General features: G+C 32.0%; 19 protein-coding genes, 1 tRNA gene and 1 pseudogene. 15 read left to right on the top strand and 6 right to left on the bottom strand.

Annotated elements, in window-relative coordinates; translation table 11 throughout:
- Nucleotides 1-58: 58 nt before the first annotated feature.
- From ACIQ2J_RS12760 to ACIQ2J_RS12730, 7 genes are all read left to right on the top strand, one after another.
- A complete protein-coding gene (locus ACIQ2J_RS12760; RefSeq protein WP_396170440.1) occupies nucleotides 59-2,743 on the top strand; it encodes a PAS domain-containing protein in 2,685 nt (894 codons plus the stop codon).
- A gap of 4 nt (nucleotides 2,744-2,747) precedes the next feature.
- Nucleotides 2,748-3,878 (top strand): FIST signal transduction protein, encoded by a 1,131-nt coding sequence (locus ACIQ2J_RS12755; RefSeq protein ID WP_396170438.1) that lies wholly within the window; start codon nucleotides 2,748-2,750, stop codon nucleotides 3,876-3,878.
- Complete coding sequence (locus tag ACIQ2J_RS12750; RefSeq protein WP_396170435.1) at nucleotides 3,878-4,900, top strand: ATP-binding protein; 1,023 nt, start codon at nucleotides 3,878-3,880, stop codon at nucleotides 4,898-4,900. The genes ACIQ2J_RS12755 and ACIQ2J_RS12750 overlap by 1 nt, the downstream gene beginning before the upstream one ends.
- 4 nt (nucleotides 4,901-4,904) lie before the next feature.
- Nucleotides 4,905-5,225 carry an Hpt domain-containing protein gene (locus ACIQ2J_RS12745; RefSeq protein WP_396170432.1) on the top strand — a complete coding sequence of 107 codons (321 nt, stop codon included), beginning with the start codon at nucleotides 4,905-4,907 and terminating at the stop codon, nucleotides 5,223-5,225.
- A gap of 15 nt (nucleotides 5,226-5,240) precedes the next feature.
- A complete protein-coding gene (locus tag ACIQ2J_RS12740; RefSeq protein ID WP_396170505.1) occupies nucleotides 5,241-5,942 on the top strand; it encodes a LytR/AlgR family response regulator transcription factor in 702 nt (233 codons plus the stop codon).
- 457 nt (nucleotides 5,943-6,399) lie between these two features.
- Complete coding sequence (locus ACIQ2J_RS12735) at nucleotides 6,400-6,762, top strand: hypothetical protein (RefSeq protein ID WP_396170430.1); 363 nt, start codon at nucleotides 6,400-6,402, stop codon at nucleotides 6,760-6,762.
- Between the two features lie 27 nt (nucleotides 6,763-6,789).
- Nucleotides 6,790-7,389, top strand: a complete 600-nt coding sequence (locus ACIQ2J_RS12730) for a hypothetical protein (RefSeq protein WP_396170428.1) — start codon at nucleotides 6,790-6,792, stop codon at nucleotides 7,387-7,389.
- Between the two features lie 157 nt (nucleotides 7,390-7,546).
- Here the strand turns inward: ACIQ2J_RS12730 and ACIQ2J_RS12725 are convergent, their stop codons facing one another.
- Nucleotides 7,547-8,935: a dipeptidase gene (locus tag ACIQ2J_RS12725; protein WP_396170426.1), complete on the bottom strand. Its 1,389-nt coding sequence runs from the start codon at nucleotides 8,933-8,935 to the stop codon at nucleotides 7,547-7,549.
- A gap of 110 nt (nucleotides 8,936-9,045) precedes the next feature.
- Between ACIQ2J_RS12725 and ACIQ2J_RS12720 the strand changes: the two genes are divergently transcribed.
- Nucleotides 9,046-9,127: transfer RNA gene (locus ACIQ2J_RS12720), tRNA-Leu, on the top strand.
- 105 nt (nucleotides 9,128-9,232) lie between these two features.
- On the opposite strand, the gene ACIQ2J_RS12715 is transcribed toward ACIQ2J_RS12720, so the two are convergent.
- The 4 genes from ACIQ2J_RS12715 to ACIQ2J_RS12700 all read right to left on the bottom strand — a co-directional run bounded on the left by ACIQ2J_RS12715 (nucleotide 9,233) and on the right by ACIQ2J_RS12700 (nucleotide 13,739).
- On the bottom strand, nucleotides 9,233-10,312 hold the full coding sequence (locus tag ACIQ2J_RS12715; protein ID WP_396170423.1) for an acyltransferase family protein: 1,080 nt from the start codon (nucleotides 10,310-10,312) through the stop codon (nucleotides 9,233-9,235).
- A 175-nt stretch (nucleotides 10,313-10,487) separates the two neighbouring features.
- Nucleotides 10,488-12,254: a DUF885 domain-containing protein gene (locus ACIQ2J_RS12710; protein WP_396170421.1), complete on the bottom strand. Its 1,767-nt coding sequence runs from the start codon at nucleotides 12,252-12,254 to the stop codon at nucleotides 10,488-10,490.
- A 218-nt stretch (nucleotides 12,255-12,472) separates the two neighbouring features.
- Nucleotides 12,473-12,844 carry an RNA recognition motif domain-containing protein gene (locus ACIQ2J_RS12705; RefSeq protein ID WP_396170419.1) on the bottom strand — a complete coding sequence of 124 codons (372 nt, stop codon included), beginning with the start codon at nucleotides 12,842-12,844 and terminating at the stop codon, nucleotides 12,473-12,475.
- 139 nt (nucleotides 12,845-12,983) lie between these two features.
- Nucleotides 12,984-13,739: a DUF6252 family protein gene (locus ACIQ2J_RS12700; protein ID WP_396170417.1), complete on the bottom strand. Its 756-nt coding sequence runs from the start codon at nucleotides 13,737-13,739 to the stop codon at nucleotides 12,984-12,986.
- A 154-nt stretch (nucleotides 13,740-13,893) separates the two neighbouring features.
- On the opposite strand from ACIQ2J_RS12700, the gene ACIQ2J_RS12695 reads away from it, so the two are divergent.
- The 6 genes from ACIQ2J_RS12695 to ACIQ2J_RS12670 all read left to right on the top strand — a co-directional run bounded on the left by ACIQ2J_RS12695 (nucleotide 13,894) and on the right by ACIQ2J_RS12670 (nucleotide 18,135).
- Nucleotides 13,894-14,544 (top strand): 30S ribosomal protein S16, encoded by a 651-nt coding sequence (locus tag ACIQ2J_RS12695; protein ID WP_396170414.1) that lies wholly within the window; start codon nucleotides 13,894-13,896, stop codon nucleotides 14,542-14,544.
- A gap of 13 nt (nucleotides 14,545-14,557) precedes the next feature.
- Entirely contained in the window at nucleotides 14,558-15,082 is a 525-nt protein-coding gene (rimM, locus tag ACIQ2J_RS12690) for a ribosome maturation factor RimM (protein WP_396170412.1), read from the top strand.
- A gap of 127 nt (nucleotides 15,083-15,209) precedes the next feature.
- Nucleotides 15,210-15,560, top strand: a complete 351-nt coding sequence (locus tag ACIQ2J_RS12685) for a four helix bundle protein (protein WP_396170410.1) — start codon at nucleotides 15,210-15,212, stop codon at nucleotides 15,558-15,560.
- A gap of 79 nt (nucleotides 15,561-15,639) precedes the next feature.
- On the top strand, nucleotides 15,640-16,347 hold the full coding sequence (locus tag ACIQ2J_RS12680) for a tRNA1(Val) (adenine(37)-N6)-methyltransferase (protein ID WP_396170407.1): 708 nt from the start codon (nucleotides 15,640-15,642) through the stop codon (nucleotides 16,345-16,347).
- Nucleotides 16,348-16,484: 137 nt separating this feature from the next.
- The gene (locus ACIQ2J_RS12675; protein WP_396170405.1) at nucleotides 16,485-17,663 is read left to right on the top strand and encodes an acyl-CoA dehydrogenase family protein; all 1,179 of its coding nucleotides are present in this window, start codon (nucleotides 16,485-16,487) and stop codon (nucleotides 17,661-17,663) included.
- Nucleotides 17,664-17,802: 139 nt separating this feature from the next.
- A complete protein-coding gene (locus ACIQ2J_RS12670; RefSeq protein ID WP_396170403.1) occupies nucleotides 17,803-18,135 on the top strand; it encodes a ferredoxin in 333 nt (110 codons plus the stop codon).
- Nucleotides 18,136-18,168: 33 nt separating this feature from the next.
- Here the strand turns inward: ACIQ2J_RS12670 and ACIQ2J_RS12665 are convergent, their stop codons facing one another.
- Nucleotides 18,169-18,954, bottom strand: a complete 786-nt coding sequence (locus ACIQ2J_RS12665; RefSeq protein ID WP_396170400.1) for a DUF3050 domain-containing protein — start codon at nucleotides 18,952-18,954, stop codon at nucleotides 18,169-18,171.
- A 377-nt stretch (nucleotides 18,955-19,331) separates the two neighbouring features.
- On the opposite strand from ACIQ2J_RS12665, the pseudogene ACIQ2J_RS12660 reads away from it, so the two are divergent.
- Nucleotides 19,332-20,419, top strand: a pseudogene (locus ACIQ2J_RS12660) (hypothetical protein); the annotation flags it as partial.

The raw sequence follows: 20,419 nt of genomic DNA, 5'->3' as shown, positions 1-20,419 counted from the left end.
TACATTAAAAAGAATAAATAATTTCCATTTGATTTTGGAAATAAGAAGTTAGTAATAAATGAAAAATTTCCAATTCCAATTTGATCAGAATAATTTTAATTCTTTTTTCCCATTTTACATATTAATGGATAAGGATTTTTCTATAAAAAGTTTTGGAGATAGTTTGTCGAAGTATATTCCAAAAACAATAAATACCACTTCCTTTTTTGATTTTTTTAAAATAAAATCTCCAAATTTTGATTGTAAACATACTACAAATGCGAACGAATTAATTTCTAAATTAGTTACTTTGGAATCACTTTTTAAAAGTAATTTACTCTTAAAAGGACACTTTAATAAACACCAAGATTTTTTCCTTTTTGTAGGCACCCCCTATTTTGAGTCTTTGGGAGCTAACGCTACTCTTTCGGATATAAATGGTATTGAAAACACCTCCTTTGAATTGGAAATTGATTTGCAAAAAGTATTTGAAAATCAAGAAATTAGTAATCAAGATTTGAAAAGTTTGGTTTATAAAATTAATGAGCAAAATGAAGCATTAAAAAAAGATAAAGCGGAAATTGAACAACTTTCATTGGTTGCAAGTTGTAATACTAATGGAGTAGTATTGACGGATATAAATGGAATTGTTTTTTGGAGTAACGATGCGTATTTGAAATTAACTAATTTTAGTAATTTTGAAATACTTAATAAGCCCTTATTAAACCTATTTTCTTCCGATTGTATAAATTGTGAAGTAATAGAAAAAATAAAAAATTCTTTTATTCAGGGGGTTGGTTTTGATTGTGAGGTTTTTCATAACAAAAATATGGAAGATGATTTTTGGTCAAGAATAAAAGGGCAGCCAGTTTTAGATGTCAGTGGAGGGATATTACAGTACTTTGTTGTTGTTGAAGATATTACCAAAGAAAAAAACATTCAAGATAGATTAAAGGAATACGAAATCCGACTTACATCGGTCATAATGAATTTGCAAAAAGGTATTTTATTAGAGGATGAAAACCGAAAAATAGTAGTTGTAAATAAAGAATTTTGCTCCATGTTTTCTGTTGCAATAGATCCTAAATTGATGGTTGGATTAGATTGTTCCAAATCTGCCGAACAGTCTAAACATTTAATTAAAGATAGTGAGCAATTTGTAAACAGAATAAATCAAATAGTTGAACAAAAGGAAATTGTATTAAACGAAGAATTAGAGTTAGTGGATGGTAGCTATTTCGAAAGAAGTTTTATTCCGCTATTTACAGATGGAATTTACAAAGGGCATCTTTGGAGTTATAATGATATTACAATTAATAAAAATTATTATCAAAGAGTTAATTATGAGAAGGGCAAATACCGAAGAATTATTGCCAATATGAATATAGGATTGTTAGAAGTAGATAATGAAGACACCATCTTGTTGGCCAATCAAAGTTTTTCGGATATGTCAGGATATACTATTGAGGAACTTATTGGAAAGAAAGGATCGGAACTGTTTTTAGATGCCCAAGAAAAAGAAAAATTAATTAATAAAAGCAAAGAACGAAAGGGAGGAATATCGGATTCGTATGAAATAATTGTTAAAAATAAACAAAAAGAATTAAAACACTGGTTAATAAGTGGCGCGCCAAATTATAATATCAATGGTGAAGTTATTGGTTCTATTGGAATTCATTTAGATATTACGGAACAAAAAAAACAGGAACAACAACTTATATTACTATCTTTAATTGCTGAAAAAAATATTAATTCAGTAATAATTTGCGATGATCTGGGTAAAATAGAATGGGTAAATAATAGTTTTAGTACCATGTCTGGATATTCATTTGAGGAAGTAATAGGTAAGAAACCTGGACATTTTTTACAAGGAAAAGACTCTAATTTAGAACAAATTCATTACCTAAGAACGCAATTACAAAATGGACTACCATTTAAATGTGAACTTATTAATTACAAGAAATCAGGAGAAAAATACTGGGTTAAAATTCAAGGACAAGCTTTATATAGTAAAGAAGGGAAAATATTAAAATATTTTGCAATTGAAGAAGATGTTACTAGTCATAAAAAACTTAAAACACAAAAAGAGAAACTTGTAAATAGTGTTGCTAAAACCAATAAGGATTTAGAAAGCTATGCATTAATAGCTTCACACGACTTGAAAGCGCCAATTAGAAGTATATATTCATTAGTTACTTGTTTAAAAGAAGATAATGAATTAGATAAATTATCATTAGAATATCTTGCAATTATAGAAAAAAAATTAGAAAAAATGAACAGTCAAATAGACGATGTTCTAGAATATGCTCAAATAGATTATGAAGTTTTTAATTATGAAGACGTAAACTGTAATGAGATTGTGTCCAACAGTATAGAATTATTACAAATTCCAGACAATATCAAAGTTACTATCGTCCAGCAATTACCAACTATCCTAATGGATAGGTATAGAATACAGCAACTATTTCAAATTATAATGTCTAATGCAGTAAATTTTATTGATAAGCCAAAAGGAATTATTGAAATTGATTATGAAGAAGAGCGTGACTCTTATATTTTTACTATTAAAGATAATGGGAGAGGAATTGCAAAAGAAAACCAATATCAAATATTTACTATTTCTAAATATTTTAATAATCATGATAGATCAATCGGCTTAGGCCTATCAATTGCAAAGAAAATAGTCGAAATGTTTAATGGAAGAATATGGATTGAAAGCGAACTTGGTATAGGGACGACTTTCTATATTGAGTTAAAAAAATAGTAGGATGAAAATTATTCAAGCTTTTAAAAATGGAGATGAGAACTGGTACTATTTGCAAGAAAAAGTACCGTTGCAAAACCCTTTAGTATTAGTTTTTGGAAATAGATATTTGTTAGAAGATGAAAATATTATTAAGAATATTAGAGAAGAATTCACTTATGAAAATATTGTTTTCGGTTCTACTTCGGGCGAAATATTAGATGGTAGTTTTCAAGATAATTCTATTTCAGTTACTGCAATTGAATTAGAAAACACCACCTTTGTTATAGAACGAGAAAATATTTCTAATTTTAATATGCAATCCAATTTATTAGGAGAAAAGCTTTTAGGAAAATTATCAAAAGAAAAATTAAAACATCTTTTTGTTTTGTCTGATGGGCTCCTCGATGGAAGCAAATTAATTGAAGGATTAGAAAATAATCTAAGTAATACCATTGCTATTACAGGGGGGTTGTGTGGTGATGATGCCCGTTTTGAAAAAACAGTAACTTCATTTAATGACAATCCAAAAACAGGTGAAGTCGTTTTAATAGGATTATATGGTGAAACACTAGAAATTTCCTATGCAAGTGCAGGTGGTTGGTTTCCTTTTGGCCCAGAACGAAAAATAACAAAATCTAAAGGCAACATAATATTTGAAATTGATAATAAACCGGCATTAGATGTTTATAAAAACCATTTAGCTCACAGAGCAATAGGTTTACCATCTGCTTCTTTATCTTTTCCTTTAAATGTAACCTATGAAAATAAAAACCAGGCTGTTGTAAGAACTATTTTAGATATTGATGAGTCTCAAAATTCCTTAATATTAGCAGGTGATGCGCCTGAAAATTCTAAAGTACAATTATTGATGGCCTCAGTAGATGCAATAATTGACGGAGCACAATTAGCAACACAATTAGCAATGAAAAACCGAAAAAAAAAGGCAGAAATTGCAATTTTAGTAAGTTGTATTGGTAGGAAATTTGTCATGAATAATAGAGTAGGAGAGGAGACAGAATATGTGAAAGAATCGTTAGGTGCTTCCACATTAATAACCGGGTTTTATTCCTATGGTCAAATAGCGCCTTTTGATGGAAATGATTATGCCAACCTTCATAATCAAACAATGACAGTAACTCTTATAAGCGAATAATGAATTTATTACTAAAAAGACAGATAGGAAAACATTTGAAAAACGGGTTAAATCACATGGACCAGTTTTTGGAATCTATTGATAATTCGTATAAAAATTATGAAGATCAAATTGCTATTTTGCAACATTCCATGAAAATTAGTTCGGATGAACTATACGAAGCCAATCAAAAATTAAGAGCCGAAGCCGATAGTCTAAAAGAGATAAATAAAAATTTAGAATTTATTTTAAACTCTATGAATTTAGATACTATTACTAATGAACCATTAAATGAATTTAATAGCTCAGATTACATTAAACACCAAACTATTGAAATAATAAAAATCAATAAACAAAGAGAGGAGTTGCTTTATAGTCTTGAAAAACAAAACCAGTCTTTAAATGAATATGCACATATAGTTTCCCACGACTTGAAATCACCACTTCGAAGTATTCATTCCTTAATTACTTGGATACAAGAGGATAACGAAAAAATATTTGACGAAAAAACATCCAATTATTTTTCTCTTATTCAAAAAAAAGTAGAAAAAATGAATCACCTTATTCAGGGAATTTTAACCTATACTAAAATTGATAAAGTTAATATTATTAAAGAGGAGATAGATTTGAACGATTTAGTAAATAATATTGTCAATATGATTTTTATTCCATCCCATGTTGAAATAGTAATTAAAAACAAATTGCCTATTATTAGAAATGATGCGTTTAGAATGCAACAATTATTTCAAAATTTAATTAGTAATGCAATTAATTTTAATGATAAACCAACCGGATTTGTTGATATAGCCTTTGTTGAAAATGAGATGGAGTATATTTTTTCCATCAAAGATAATGGGGTTGGAATTTCGGATAAAGATCAAGAAAAAATATTTCAAATCTTCGAATCGATTACAGTTGATGATAAATCTACAGGAATTGGACTTTCAATAGTGAAACGAATTTTAGACAATAGTAACGAAAAAATATGGCTAGAAAGCCAGGAAAATATAGGCACAGCCTTCTTTTTTACACTTCATAAATAATACCATGGAAGAATTACCAAACTTAGATTACTTTAATCAAATTGCAGATGGAGATGAAACTATAGTAAACACTTTAATTTCCATATTAAAAAGTGAGTTTCCGCAGCAGATAGAAAGTTATAACCAAAATATTTTGGAAGCAAACTATATAGAAGCCGCAGAAGCTGTTCATAAATTAAAACATAAAGTAGGACTATTGGGGCTTGAAAAGGGACACAATGTGGCTAATGATTACGAACATTGCTTAAGAGAACATAATTTACAAAATAAAAATGAGTTTGAAGCTATTTTAAAAAATATAACTAACTTTATCCAAAAATTATAAGTTTATACTGTTATGATTAAATGTATCATTATTGACGACGAAAAATTAGCTAGGGAAGTGCTATCCGTTTTAATATTAAAATCGGAGAAACTTGTATTGTTAGAACAGTTTTCTAATGCTATTGACGCTATTAAATATCTTAATGTCAATAAGGTAGATTTAATTTTCCTGGATATTCACATGCCTAATTTTTCAGGCTTTGATTTTGTGCAAACAATTAAAAATCCACCTAAAGTAATTCTAGTAACTATAGATAAAAACTTTGCTTTGGAAGCTTTTAATTATAATTGCATTACTGATTATTTAATAAAACCAATAGTTGAAGAGCGATTCATCAAAGCAATAAACAGAATTACTATAAAAAGAGAAAATCCTCTCGTGCCTTTAAATCCATTCGATTCTTCTGTAAAAGAAATATACATTAATATAGACAAGCGACTAATTAAAATTGAAATTTCTGCTATTAATTTTATTCAAGCCAATGGTGATTATATATTGATTAAAACAGAAGGAACCAATTTCACCGTACATACTACTTTAAAGAAAATCGAAGATAAATTACCTAAAAATTCCTTTTTAAAAATTCACAGATCGTATATAATAAATGTGAATAAAATTATAGACATTCAGGATTCTACCGTATTAATTGGTAAGGATTTGATTCCGGTTAGCAAAAATAACCGACCAATATTAATGGAGTCTATCAATCTACTATAATACCAATTTCATATTTGCCATTAATTTTCAAATAGAATTTCTATTTGAAAAATACTTCTATGTGGTTAAATTTCCATCCCTACTTTATGAAAATAATTGTGTTTTTAAAAACAAATTATTTCAAAATCAACTGTGTTTTTCTGTATTTTTTTTAAAATAAAACATTCTTCTTGTCGATTAAAATAGAATTTTCAACTATGAAATAAGACTATTCAACGAATAAAAAAGCAATAAATAGGTAAATAAATTAATTTAGCTAAGCTAGATTAAATAAAGAATCTCTCCTGTTTTTTTAAGAATTAGTTTAGGTTGTTTTTTTACGGAAGATTATTTTTTTAAAATGAAAAAATCCAATCGTGTTCCATAAAAATCCATTAATTCTAAAATTATTTTTTTAAAGAATTGACATACATTAATAGTTTTTTTTAAAAATGGGTATAGGTTACGACAATGAAAAATGAAAAAAAAAGCATTTATATACGATACGTCTAAAGGGTTTTCTTCCTTAATTAAACATTACTATTCAACTAAAATGGATATTGATGTTTGTACTAATAAAAAAAAATTTGTATTAGATAATATTAAAGGTTATGACGTTTGTTTTTTTGTTGTAAATGACATGGATGATTTGTCAAATTTGATTAAAGCGTATTATAAAATTGAACATTTTTTTATTGGTGCTCCCAATAAAATTACTGAAGATAAAATAGATTCTTTGAATTACGAAAACGTAGTGGTTTTAGATTTTAATAGCAGTAAGCATGAAATTTTAAAAGTCATAAATTTCAATTTAGAGTTAAAAGAGTTAATAGAAATTTAGAAAGTAACAATAAAAATCAAACAGTAAATGAAACTAGAATTAATGAAACCAATTCGAATTTATCCTAACGAAGAGTTTAAGGAGATTATCGTTGAGGATAAATTAAAATTACGATATGCTGTCTCCAACAAAGGGAGATTAGTTAGTTTTGTTGACGACATCAACTTTTGTCGCGAACTAAAAGGAGGCTCGTCTGACGGGTATCGTTTATTCAAATACAAGATTTTTAATAATGGCTTGATAAAAAATAAGCACTTATTTATTTCTAAATTAGTTGCTGAATATTTTTTACATAAAACATCGGAAGAGCAAACGTATGTTTTGCATTTAGACCGAAAAAGAGATAATGATGATTATCGCAATTTGAAATGGGCTACCAAAGAAGAAATGGAAGCGCATAGCAGAAAAAGTCCTTTTGTAATTGAGGCACAAAAAAAATTAATAGAACACAACTTAAATTCGGATGGCAGAAAATTAACCGTTACCAAGGTAATGCTTATAAAAAAACTGCTAGCTAAACCAGATCAAAAAACGCGATTAAAAATGATTGCAAAACAATTTGGAGTTAGCGAAATGCAAATCAGAAGAATTAAAAGCGGTGAAAACTGGTCCCAGATTAAAATTTAATATAGATTAACCTACGGAAAACGGAGCTTTAAGCTCCGTTTTTTTTATGGTTTTTTTAAAAGTAGCACAAAAAATAAATCCGTTTATTCTTAATTGAATAAACGGATTTTTAAAAATTGCGTTCTTTGCGTAATACTTTGCGATCCTTGCGGTTAAACTACTTATTCATTTCCACAAAATACTTATAAAACAACGGAATCGTTTCAATACCTTTCAAATAATTAAAAATTCCAAAATGTTCGTTTGGTGAATGAATTGCATCCGAATCCAATCCAAATCCCATCAAGATTGTTTTTGATTTTAATTCTTTTTCAAATAAGGCTACAATTGGAATACTTCCTCCAGATCGAACGGGAATTGCAGGAACTCCAAAAGTTTCGGTATAGGCCTTGTTTGCGGCTTTATATCCAATACTGTCAATTGGGGTTACATAACCTTGTCCACCATGATGTGGAGTAACTTTTACTTTTACTGTTTTTGGAGCAATGCTCACAAAATGCTTACTAAATAACTCGGTAATTTCTTCCCAATCTTGATTAGGAACCAATCGCATCGATATTTTAGCAAACGCCTTGCTAGCAATAACCGTTTTAGCACCTTCGCCAGTATAGCCGCCCCATATTCCGTTAACGTCTAATGTTGGACGAATTGAATTTCTTTCGTTGGTAACGTAGCCAGTTTCACCATAAACGTCGGCAATGTCTAAGGCTTTTTTATAATTGTCTAACACAAATGGTGCTTTCGCCATTTCGGCTCTTTCGGCAGCGGTTAGCTCTTCAACGTTATCATAAAAACCAGGAATGGTAATGTGATTGTTTTCATCATGAAGTGACGCAATCATTTTGGTCAACACATTTATAGGGTTTGCCACAGCGCCACCATACAAACCAGAGTGTAAATCTCTGTTTGGTCCGGTAACTTCTACTTCTACGTAACTTAAACCACGTAAACCTGTAGTGATAGATGGTTGTTGGTTGGATATCATTCCCGTATCGGAAATTAAAATTACGTCGTTGGCTAGTTTTTCTTGATTTTGAGTAACAAACCAACTTAGACTTTTAGAGCCAACTTCTTCTTCGCCTTCAATCATGAATTTCACGTTGCAAGGTAAATTATTGCTAGCAATCATGTATTCGAATGCTTTTACGTGCATGTACATTTGACCTTTATCATCACAAGCACCACGAGCAAAAATGGCTCCTTCTGGATGAATCTCGGTAGTTTTAATAACGGGTTCAAATGGTGGAGAAGTCCAAAGTTCAATAGGGTCTGGCGGTTGCACATCGTAATGACCATAAACTAAAACCGTTGGTAGGTTCTTGTCGATTATGTGTTCGCCATAAACAATTGGATAACCAGGAGTTTCACAAATTTCAACCAAGTTACACCCCGCTTTTTCAAGACTTTCTTTTACGGCATTTGCAGTAGCAATAACATCATGCGCATAAGCAGAATCGGCACTTACTGAAGGAATCTTCAATAATTCTATTAATTCATTAAGGAAACGTTCTTTATTTTCTTGAACGTAATTTTTTATGTTGTTCATTTTTAATTGTTTGTTTGGAATTTCAAAAATACAAAAAAGAGTTTTAAAAAAAATTCGTAATTCATAATTTGTAATTGAATTTTATTATTATATTTGCACTCACAAATTTCGCGGATATGGTGAAATTGGTAGACATGCCAGACTTAGGATCTGGTGCCGCAAGGCGTGTAGGTTCGAGTCCTATTATCCGCACTTTTAAGAACGCAAATCTTTAATTTATAAAGGTTTGCGTTTTTTTGATTTTAATAGTTGCCAGGCATTTACCAAACAATTTGTGAAAAAAATGTTTTTCACTCACTATTTCACAAACTTCCTCCTATACCAATCATATATAGGTTTCTCAAAACCATAATATAAAGCGATAGCTACTAACCAAAGTAAAATGAAATTTCTATCACTAAAAAATACCCAAGATTTTATTTTTAGGTTTACATAACTAATATGGATGAGGTAAAACGCAAAAGAGGCATTGCCTAATACCACCATGATTTTAGAAGATAAAAATCGTTGCAAATAGTTACGTTGGGTAATTAATCCTTGAAATAAGAGTGTTATAAATAGAGGGAGAACTCCAAAAAACAATAGTTTTCCTTGCCAGTGGTTGGTGCCGTGATCTACTCTGTTTTCTTGAAAATAGCCAATAGCATATAAGGTTATAATAAAACCCAATGCTCCAATAGTTGTAAGGTGTTTGTTTCTGGATAATTTTTCCCAAAAATCAGGATATTTTGCTAAACACATTCCAGCAATAAACAATAACGATTGCCCTGCAAAAGTGCTCATTACTACAAAATTTACGGGATAAAAATAGCCATCGGCATTTCCTGTAAACGAATGCAATAAACTGCCTGTAAGTATTGAAATTCCTAATAAGGATGCTAAAAATGCAATTAAATACGCCCGATTTTTTTCTAACAACAATAGCAATAAAGGTGCAAATGCATAAAAAGTCATTTCAACAGTTAACGACCAAGATTGTGCAATGGCATCTAAAGACAGGTTAGAGGAAAATCCTTGTAATAAAAGATAATGAAGTAGAGAAAAATGGTGTTTTCCAAACTTTGCATCTAAATAAAAAAGAGTTAGCAAAAGCCAATACAAAGGCATGATGCGTATAATACGTTGCGAAAAATATCTTTTGAAATGGTTGAATGATTGCAAGGGTTTTGCTCCGTAACTTTTAGCAATAAGAAAGCCACTCAATACAAAAAACAATTGAACGCCCAAATTGAATTCGTTGCACAATCGTAAAAGTTCTGGGTGCAGATCGTTTTTCCAATACTTTCTATTGTGATATACAAATATCATGATGGCTGCTATGGCTCGAATTCCAGTAAGTGATTTGAAATAAGTTGGTTTGGTTTGGGCAGCTAGCATGCAGACAACAAATTATATTTTGTTAAATATACATTATTTAAATTTATAATCTTGTTCGGTATTTTGTCTTTCCAACGAAGGAGGAATCACAGAATAAGAACTCGTAATGAGATTCTTCCTTCGTCAAACTGACAAGGAGCGCATAAAAAAAACTGCTCGTGGTAAAATTTAGCATTTATTTACTAGCCTGAATCCAAGCATCCATTTTCTTTTCTAATAACGCCAATGGCATCACACCCGATTCTAAAATCATGGCATGGAATTTTTTAATATCGAATTTAGTACCCAATTCTTTGGTTGCTTTTTGGCGTAATTCTATAATTTTTAATTGTCCAATTTTATACGATAGCGCCTGTCCAGGAATTGCCATATAACGTTCTATTTCACTTGTAATTCCATCTTCGCTTTCGGCCTCATTGTTTAATGAATATTGAATAGCTTGTTCGCGGGTCCATCCTTTAGAGTGAATTCCAGTATCTACCACCAAGCGAATAGCGCGGTGGATTTCGTCGTTTAACATTCCTAAATATTGGTAGGGGTCTGTGTATAAACCTAACTCTTTCCCCAGGCTTTCGGTGTATAAAGCCCAGCCTTCGCCATAAGCTCCAAACCAATTGTATCTTCTAAAGTTTGGTAAATTGGTATTTTCTTGTTGTAATGATATTTGAAAATGATGCCCTGGTATGGCTTCGTGCAAGAATAAATCCTCATCTTCTAGCACATTGTATTCTTTGGCGTTAGGAATCGGAACATAAAATATTCCAGGCCGGGAGCCATCTACAGCGCCTTGAACGTATTCGGCGCTTGCGGTTTTTTCGCGGAAAGCTTCGGTTCTTCGTATTTCAAATTTGGTTTTGGGTTGTAAAGAAAATAACTTGTCTACGTTGGGTTTTATGGTTTGGTAAATCTTTTGGAAATTAGCGATAACTTGTTCTGGAGTTGTAAATGGTTTTAGTTCCTTTTTATTTCGAACGTCGTTTAAGAATTCTTTTAAGCTGCCTTTAAAACCAACTTGTACTTTTACTTTTTCCATCTCGGCATTCAATCGGGCTACTTCTTTTAGTCCGATTTCGTGAATTTCATCCGGAGTTTTGGTTGTGGTAGTCCATTGTTTTACATAGGCTGCATAAATTTCTTTTCCGTTTGGAATGCTTCCAATACCGCTTGTGCTTCTGGATGCTGGAAGGTATTCGGTTTTAAGAAAGGCAATCATTTTTTGGTATTGTGGCATCAATTTTTCTTGAATGGCAACGGCATATTCTTTGGATAAACTGTTTTTTTGTGCTTCCGTAAAATTGGTTGGAAATGTTTTTATGGTAGAATAAAATAAGTTGTCTTCTACTTTTGGAGTTAGGATTTCTTCAAATTGTGGAATTACTTTTATCGTTAACGATTTTGGTAACACCATGCCTTTGTCGATTCCTTTTTTCATGTAAACTATTGCAGAATCTATCCAAACCGAATACAAGTCAACTCTTTTCAGAAAGTTGCGGTAGTCTTTTTCGGTTTTAAATGGTTGTGCTGCTGTACCACTTGCAAATTGAGACATGGTTAAATGAGTTCCCCAAAATTGGTGTAAGGGCATTAAATTGGTGGATTGTTTAAGGGCTTGTTGGCCAACTTCTACTTCCCATTTAATGATTTCGTAACTGTTTTTTTCTTCTGCCGAAAGTTTTTCAAAATCGACTTTAGAAAGTTCGGTTTGGTATTTATTTAAAAATTTGGCTTGTTGTTTTCGATAGGAATCGGTCATGTCAAAAACCAATTTGTCGTTAAATTGATTTTGTCCATTTAGTGTTCCTTCAAAAGGATTTAGCGCATTTTTTCCGTCAAAATAACTATCAGTTAATTTTTTAAAGTCGATTGATTTTTCTTCGGATTTGCAATTTACTAAAAGCAGCGAAAAAAGAATTATTGTGGTTCCTATTTTGAGTTTTTTCATTTGTTTTTTGGTTGGTTAGTTTTTTCGAAAGTATGCAATACAAATAATAATTAGTTCTATTGAAATGGTAGGTCTGTCATTGATAGATTGCTTCTCAAAGTTGTAATGCAAAATTATAAAAGAATTTGGGATTTAAAAAGAATACAAACGATTACGCTTTAAACAAAAAAACCATCCGAATTATCGAATGGTTTCTGTAGTATAATAAGTTTGAAAAACTAGTATCTTCCTCTGTTACCTTCACCACTGTTTCTATCGTTGTAACCACCGCCACCACGAGAATTACCGCCACCATTGTAACCACCACCACTTGGACGGTTGTTAGAAAAAGATTTTCTTTCTCCTTCTGGTTTTGGTTCTGATTTGTTAACTACAATCGTACGGCCATCAACAGTTGCTCCGTTCAATTCAGCTATCGCTTTTTCAGCTTCTTCATCGCTTTCCATTTCAACAAAACCAAATCCTTTACTTCTTCCAGTAAATTTATCAGTAATAATTTTAACAGAACTTACAGATCCGTACACTTCAAAAGACTCTCTTAAATCTGCTTCCTCAATACTCCAAGGAAGACTTCCAACAAAAATATTCATAATATTATTTTAAAATTCATTTCAAAGATAGTCAAAAAAATCCGTAATTGATTATAAATTAGACTTTAATTCTTTTTTAACACAAAAAAAACCATTTGTTGTAGCAAATGGTTTTAAATGTAATTCGTTATATTGATATTTATGGAGCAGCTTGCAAAGGCACTTTATAAAATGTTCCGTACTGAAAATTAACTTGTTCGCCTCCTAAAGGATTGCCACTAGTGTTAATTGCATTGAACTTAAAGTTTCCAGTTACAGTGTCTCCTGTGTTTTCGGTAATGCTAACTTCGCCATTGCTTCCTTCAACATTTAAAACTGTTATTGTAGCATTAGCGCCGCCTCCAGTTATTGTTACTAAATCACCAGCTTTATATCCATTTCCTGGAGAAGCTATTTTAACAGAGGTCACGGCACCTGCAGCATTAGCAATTACAGATAATGTTAGTCCACTTCCTGTTCCAGAGTTTGTTGTAGGATGAGAATTGGAACATACATATACTCCGTTTGTCAAAATGCAATCAGAAGTATAACCTGATCCACCTGTATATAGGTAGCCACTCATTTTAGAAACTGGTCCGTAGATAATATTAGTTTCATACATTAAAGACACAGAGTTAAAGGAAGAACTATAGGTTGCTTCGGTATTTGTATCGGTTGTTCCAAAATAATAAGTTCCTAAAGCGGCACTTGCAGTGTTAATGGTGACTTGTTCGTCTTGTGCCATGGCAACTAAAGATATAGTGCCAGTTGAAGCAGACTTATAGGCTTTAACGTCTAATCCTCTAAATAAAACACCGTCTTTATAGGCCTGAAAACCTGGTGTATTAAATTTTACATCAGTAGTGCACGATATAAATGCAACTAAAATTACAATAAGGGAAGCTATTTTTTTCATTTTAAACAAAATTTAATACTACAAAAATAGTTTTTTTTGCTAAAAATCCAAGATAAACTATTTTTTATTTAGTATTAGTTAGAATGAAAAAGTTTTATATCTTTGCAAACTTAATTAACAGAGGTCGAGAACCTCAATTTAATCACAAGATTTTATGTCAGTAAAAATTAGATTACAAAGACACGGTAAAAAACAAAGACCTTTTTACTGGATCGTAGCGGCAGATGCTCGCGCAAAAAGAGATGGTAGATTCCTTGAAAAATTAGGAACTTACAATCCAAACACCAATCCTGCAACTATTGAATTAAACCTTGATCAAGCGGTACAATGGTTACACAATGGAGCACAACCTACAGAAACTGCAAGAGCTATTCTTTCTTACAAAGGAGCTTTATTGAAACACCACCTTGATGGAGGTATTCGTAAAGGAGCTTTAACTCAAGAACAAGCGGATGCTAAATTAGCAGCTTGGATTGAAGATAAAGCTGGAAAAGTAGATGCTAAAAAAGAAGGTTTATCGAAAGTACAAATTGATGCTAAAGCGAAAGCTTTGAAAGCAGAAAAAGTTGCTAACGAAAAACGTATCAATGCTGCTGCTGAAGCTTTGAAAGCTGCTGAAGCACCGGAGGTTGTAGAAGAAGAAGTTGTAGAAGAAGTTGCTGAAGTTACCGTTGAGGAAACTCCAGTTGCTGAGGTTGCTGCAGAAGAAGTTGTTGAAGTTGCTGTTGAGGAAACTCCAGTTGTTGAAGCGGCTACAGAAGAAGCTCCTGCTGCAGAAGAGAATAACGAATCTACAGAGGCTTAATACAATTGCAATAATGCGTAAAGAAGATTGTTTCTATTTAGGCAAAATTGCAAAAAAATTTAGTTTCAAAGGCGAAGTACTAATCTATTTAGATACAGACGAGCCTGAGTTATATGAAAATATGGAATCGGTTTTTGTTGAATTCAACAAAAACTTGGTTCCATTTTTTATTGAAAATTCTTCCTTACACAAAAACGACTTTCTACGAGTTAAATTTGAAGATGTAGACGACGAAGCAGAAGCAGATAGTATTCTTAATTGTGATGTTTACCTTCCAATATCTATGTTGCCAAAACTAGAAGGCAACAAATTCTATTTTCATGAAGTGATTGGTTTTGAAATTGAAGACCAACGTTTGGGTATTTTCGGAAAAATAGTTTCCATAAACGACACTTCTGCCCAACCATTATTTGAAGTTATAAATGGTAATGTTGAAATTCTTGTTCCAATGATTGATCAGTTCTTGGTTAAAATTGATAGAGAAAACAAGAAAGTAATCATGGATTTACCGGAAGGACTTGTTGAAATGTACCTTTAAGAAAATTCCAATAGTTTAAATTCCAAATTCCAAATATTGACAGATGTAAATACATTTTAAATTCCAATATTTTTAGCTCCAAATTCCAAATTTATTGTTTTTATAAAATTCCAAATTTCAATATTTTATGAATAAACCATTCGATTTAGAAGAAAGAACTTATTTATTTGCAAGAGATTGTAGGTTATACATTCAAAAAATACCAAAAACTATTTCAAACATAGAAGACGGAAAACAAGTAGTGAGAGCTTCGGGTTCAGTTGGTGCAAATTATATTGAGGCTAATGAAAAACTTGGAGAGAAAGACCTCTCTTTTCGATTAAAAATTGCCAGAAAAGAAGCAAAGGAATCAAAATATTGGCTTCGATTGCTGCAAGAATTAAATCCTGAATTTAATGCAATTTCAGATTTATTAATTATCGAATCTGAAGAACTAAGAAAAATACTTTCTGCCATAATAACAAAAACAACAAAGTAATATATTCTAACAAAAAGATTCCAAATTTAATTCTGGAGTTTTTGGAATTTGGAATTTAAAATATTGGAATTTCATTTTTATGTTTCATTTCAAAAAATTTTCTGTTTCCCAAGACCGCTGCGCCATGAAAATAGGCACTGACGGAGTTTTACTTGGTGCTTGGTGTCCTTTAGATAACAACCCTTTTTCGGTTTTAGATATTGGAGCTGGTACAGGAATTTTATCTTTAATGCTTTCCCAAAGAAGCAATGCGGAACAAATTGATGCCTTAGAAATTGATGAAGAAGCATACGAACAATGTGTAGAAAATTTTGAAAATTCGCCTTGGGGAGATCGACTATTTTGTTATCATGCAGCTCTGGATGAGTTTGTAGAAGATCCGGAAGACGAATATGATTTAATTATTTCCAACCCTCCTTTTTATTCTGAAGATTACAAAACCGACAATTCACAACGCGATTTAGCACGATTTCAAGACGCTTTGCCTTTTGAAGATTTAATTGAAGCTGCCGATTTATTACTTTCTGAAAATGGAATTTTCGCAGTAATTATTCCATATAAAGAAGAAGAAAGATTCATTGATTTATGTGCCGAAGTAGAACTTTTCCCTATAAAAGTAACTCGCGTAAAAGGCACCCAAACTACCGAAATCAAACGAAGTTTGTTAGCTTTCAAACGTTACGAACTAAGCACCTTAACCGCTGACGAATTGGTTGTCGAAACAGCAAGACACCAGTACACCGAAGAATATATAGAACTGACTAAAGAGTTTTATCTTAAAATGTAAATTCGCTATTCGTCAAATTTCATCTCTCTTTTTCCTAAATAATTATCATATCTACAAAATTTATAACATTTGTTGAATGAAATACTAAATATGTTTATGTAAATTTGCAAACGATTTCGTAAACCAAAATTTAAACTATGAAACCAGATTTATTTCAAGCTCCCGATTATTACTTGTTAGATGATTTGCTAACCGAAGAACATAAATTAGTTCGTGATTCTGCCCGTGCTTGGGTAAAACGCGAAGTTTCCCCAATTATAGAAGACTACGCCCAACGCGCTGAATTTCCAAAACAAATCATTAAAGGTTTGGGAGAAATTGGTGGTTTTGGTCCTTATATTCCAGAAGAATATGGTGGTGCAGGATTAGACCAAATTTCTTACGGATTAATCATGCAAGAAATTGAAAGAGGAGATTCTGGAGTTCGCTCTACTTCTTCCGTGCAATCTTCTTTAGTTATGTATCCTATTTGGAAATTTGGAACCGAAGAACAACGTCAAAAATATTTACCAAAATTAGCCACAGGAGAATTCATGGGATGTTTCGGCTTGACCGAGCCCGATCATGGTTCCAATCCTAGTGGTATGGTTACTAATTTTAAAGATATGGGCGACCATTATTTATTGAATGGTGCCAAAATGTGGATTTCCAATGCGCCTTTTGCAGATGTTGCCGTTGTTTGGGCGAAAAATGAAGAAGGAAGAATTCACGGACTTATTGTAGAACGCGGTATGGAAGGGTTTACCACTCCAGAAACGCACAACAAATGGTCACTTCGCGCTTCGTCAACTGGAGAATTAATTTTTGATAACGTAAAAGTCCCAAAAGAAAATTTAATGCCAGGAAAATCTGGACTTGGAGCGCCAATGCAATGTTTGGATTCGGCTCGTTATGGAATTGCTTGGGGTGCCATCGGTGCTGCCATGGATTGCTATGACACCGCTTTGCGTTATGCAAAAGAACGAATCCAGTTTGATAAACCAATTGCTTCTTTTCAATTACAACAAAAAAAATTAGCAGAAATGATTACCGAAATCACCAAAGCACAATTGCTAACTTGGAGACTTGGAGTTTTAAGAAATGAAGGAAAAGCCACCACAGCTCAAATCTCGATGGCAAAAAGAAATAACGTAGACATGGCAATTCACATTGCTCGTGAAGCGCGTCAAATACTTGGCGGAATGGGGATTACAGGCGAATATTCTATCATGCGTCATAGCATGAATTTAGAGTCGGTAATCACTTACGAAGGAACCCACGACATCCATTTGTTAATTACAGGTGCCGATATCACTGGGATTCCAGCATTTAAATAAAATAATTTGAATCAGAACGAGTGTAGCTATTTGGATAGTAGTAGCTTGAATGTTTTTTAGTGTATTTTCCAATTATACTTTTCAAATACGATAGTAATGTTTAGGAAATTTAACTGATTTTAAAAAATATTAATTTAAAATGCAACAAGATATTACTATAAAAATAACCGATAGAGAAGGAGTACAGCATGAACTTCTTGCACCAACGGACATGAACCTTAATGTTATGGAGCTCATTCGAATGTATGAATTAGCGCCGGAAGGAACTATAGGCGTGTGCGGAGGAATGGCAATGTGCGCTTCTTGTCAATGCTATGTTTTGAACGATATTTTAAAAACCGAACGCAATGACGATGAAGAAGCAATGCTTTCGGAAGCTTATCATGTAAAGCCAAACAGTAGGCTAGGTTGTCAAATTCCTATTTCAGAGGATATTGATGGGTTAGAATTAGAGATAGCCCCCGAACAATAAAAGTAAAGCGAGAATTTCTTCTCGCTTTTTTTATTAAATAAGTTCCAATTCTTTTTGGGTAATATGTTCTTCAATCGCATTCCAAAGTCCGATGCGTTTTTCTAATGCTTGTTTCGAAATTGCTTCTACTTCTTTCCATTTTGTTTGATTGTCTCCGCAAAGTTCGGATATCATTTGCATTGCCATAGGGCCATGTTCATCGGCATCTATTTCAATATGTCGTTCAAAATAATAAATCAATTTGGAAAGGTTGATTTCAGGAAAATTGGTTTGAAAGTTCTTCAAAATTTCAGTAAACATACTCGGAATTAAATCTTCTCTTCCAAAAGTAAACGCTGCTGCAATAGTATGAGGTTTTCCTTCTTCAATTACTCTAAAAGTAAAATCTAAAAATGCTTTTACATTTGGGTGTAAATTACTTTGTTTGATTGAAACAAAAATGTTTTGGGTGGTTTTTACGTTTTCTAAAAAAGCAGTTATTTCTTGTGTATTAGCGCCACATTGTTGCATAGCATCTAAGTACATTTCAAAATGACTTTGTCTTGATCCATCTATTGCCAAATCGGTTTCTTCTGCAACAACTATTTCGTTTATCAAATAACGCACCTCTGGATTTCCTACAGGTATCCATGGCGTTGTAGTACAAGTAAGTTTGTTTTGTAAAGCCTTTAGTAAAGACATGAAATCCCAAACAGCATAAATGTGGTTTTCTAAAAAGACATGTAAATCTTCAATGGTTTTCACTTTTTCGTATAACGAATGGGAAAGTAATTGATTTTTATATTCTTGAATGTTTTGATTGATGGTTGGTATAGTCATCTTATTGATTTTAATGCAAAAGTAAAAAAGCTTCTCGAAACTGAGAAGCTTTTTGTTTAAATTAACAATTTTTGCAGAAAAAGGTGCTTTATTTTGTTTTTTATGTTTGATTTTTTTTATGCTAAGTCTTTTTTATGCTAATTTTATTTCACTTCTGATTTTGATAAATTAGGGTTTATTATTGTTAAGTTATTAATATTAATGAGTTAAGTTATTAATATTTAGATATATTTGCTTAATATAAATAAAAAAATGTTAAATTTGCCAACATTGCTAATTATTAAAACTGTATTAAGATAATGTCTGGATTAGATAATTATTTTAATTGAATTATACATTAGAAGTAACATATTAATAATAAACCCCCATTTCTTATTATGAAATTAATTACAAACCTAGATTATTTTTTATTGTTTTTGAAAAACAAAACAACTTTTATTAATGAATTATCATTAAGAAAAAACAAAAGTTATTTGACATTAAATATATTGTCATTGTTTGTCTTTCTTTTCTTTTTTGGAGGAAAAGTATCTGCTAAACCTATTTTTAACAATTGCGAAAACATTATTTTTTCCACATTTACTTCAATCCCTCTAGCAGGTGTAAGTATTATTTCAAGTGATTTGGACAATAGTATTTGCGATGGAACTAGTGTAACCTTTACAGCAACTCCAAATCTACATGGTCAAGTGGTGACTTCATACCAATGGAAAATTGACGGAAATAATGCAGGTACTGATAGCAATACTTTTACTACAGATAGTCTAACAACTGGTCAAGTTGTTACAGTGTCAATTTTAACCGATTTAGAAAATACTTATACTTCAAATGCTATTGTAACTACAGTTATAGCAATTCCTACACCAACATTTGATGCAGTTACTGCTATTTGTTCCGGAGCAAGTTTAACAGCATTGCCTACAACTTCTAACAATTCAATTGAAGGAACATGGTCTCCAGCTTTGGATAATACGGCAACTACGGAATATACTTTTACACCAACTGCTGGTCAGTGCGGTACAACTGCTACATTAACCATCACGGTTAATCCAAATGTAACACCAACATTCGATGCAGTTACTGCTATTTGTTCCGGAGCAAGTTTAACAGCATTGCCTACAACTTCTAACAATTCAATTGCAGGGACATGGTCTCCAGCTTTGGATAATACGGCAACTACGGAATATACTTTTACACCAACTGCGGGTCTTTGCGCTACAACTGCTACATTAACCATCACGGTTAATCCAAATGTAACACCAACATTTGATGCAGTTACTGCTATTTGTTCCGGAGCAAGTTTAACAGCATTGCCTACAACTTCTAACAATTCGATTGCAGGAACATGGTCTCCAGCTTTGGATAATACGGCAACTACGGAATATACTTTTACTCCAACTGCTGGTCTTTGCGCTACAACCGCTACATTAACCATCACAGTTAATCCAAATGTAACACCAACATT

It is taken from the genome of Flavobacterium sp. (genome assembly GCF_044357305.1).
In the GTDB taxonomy this organism is placed as follows: Bacteria; Bacteroidota; Bacteroidia; order Flavobacteriales; family Flavobacteriaceae; genus Flavobacterium.
Note: the sequence above shows the minus strand (reverse complement) of the source record. Positions and strands in the feature narration are given on the sequence as shown.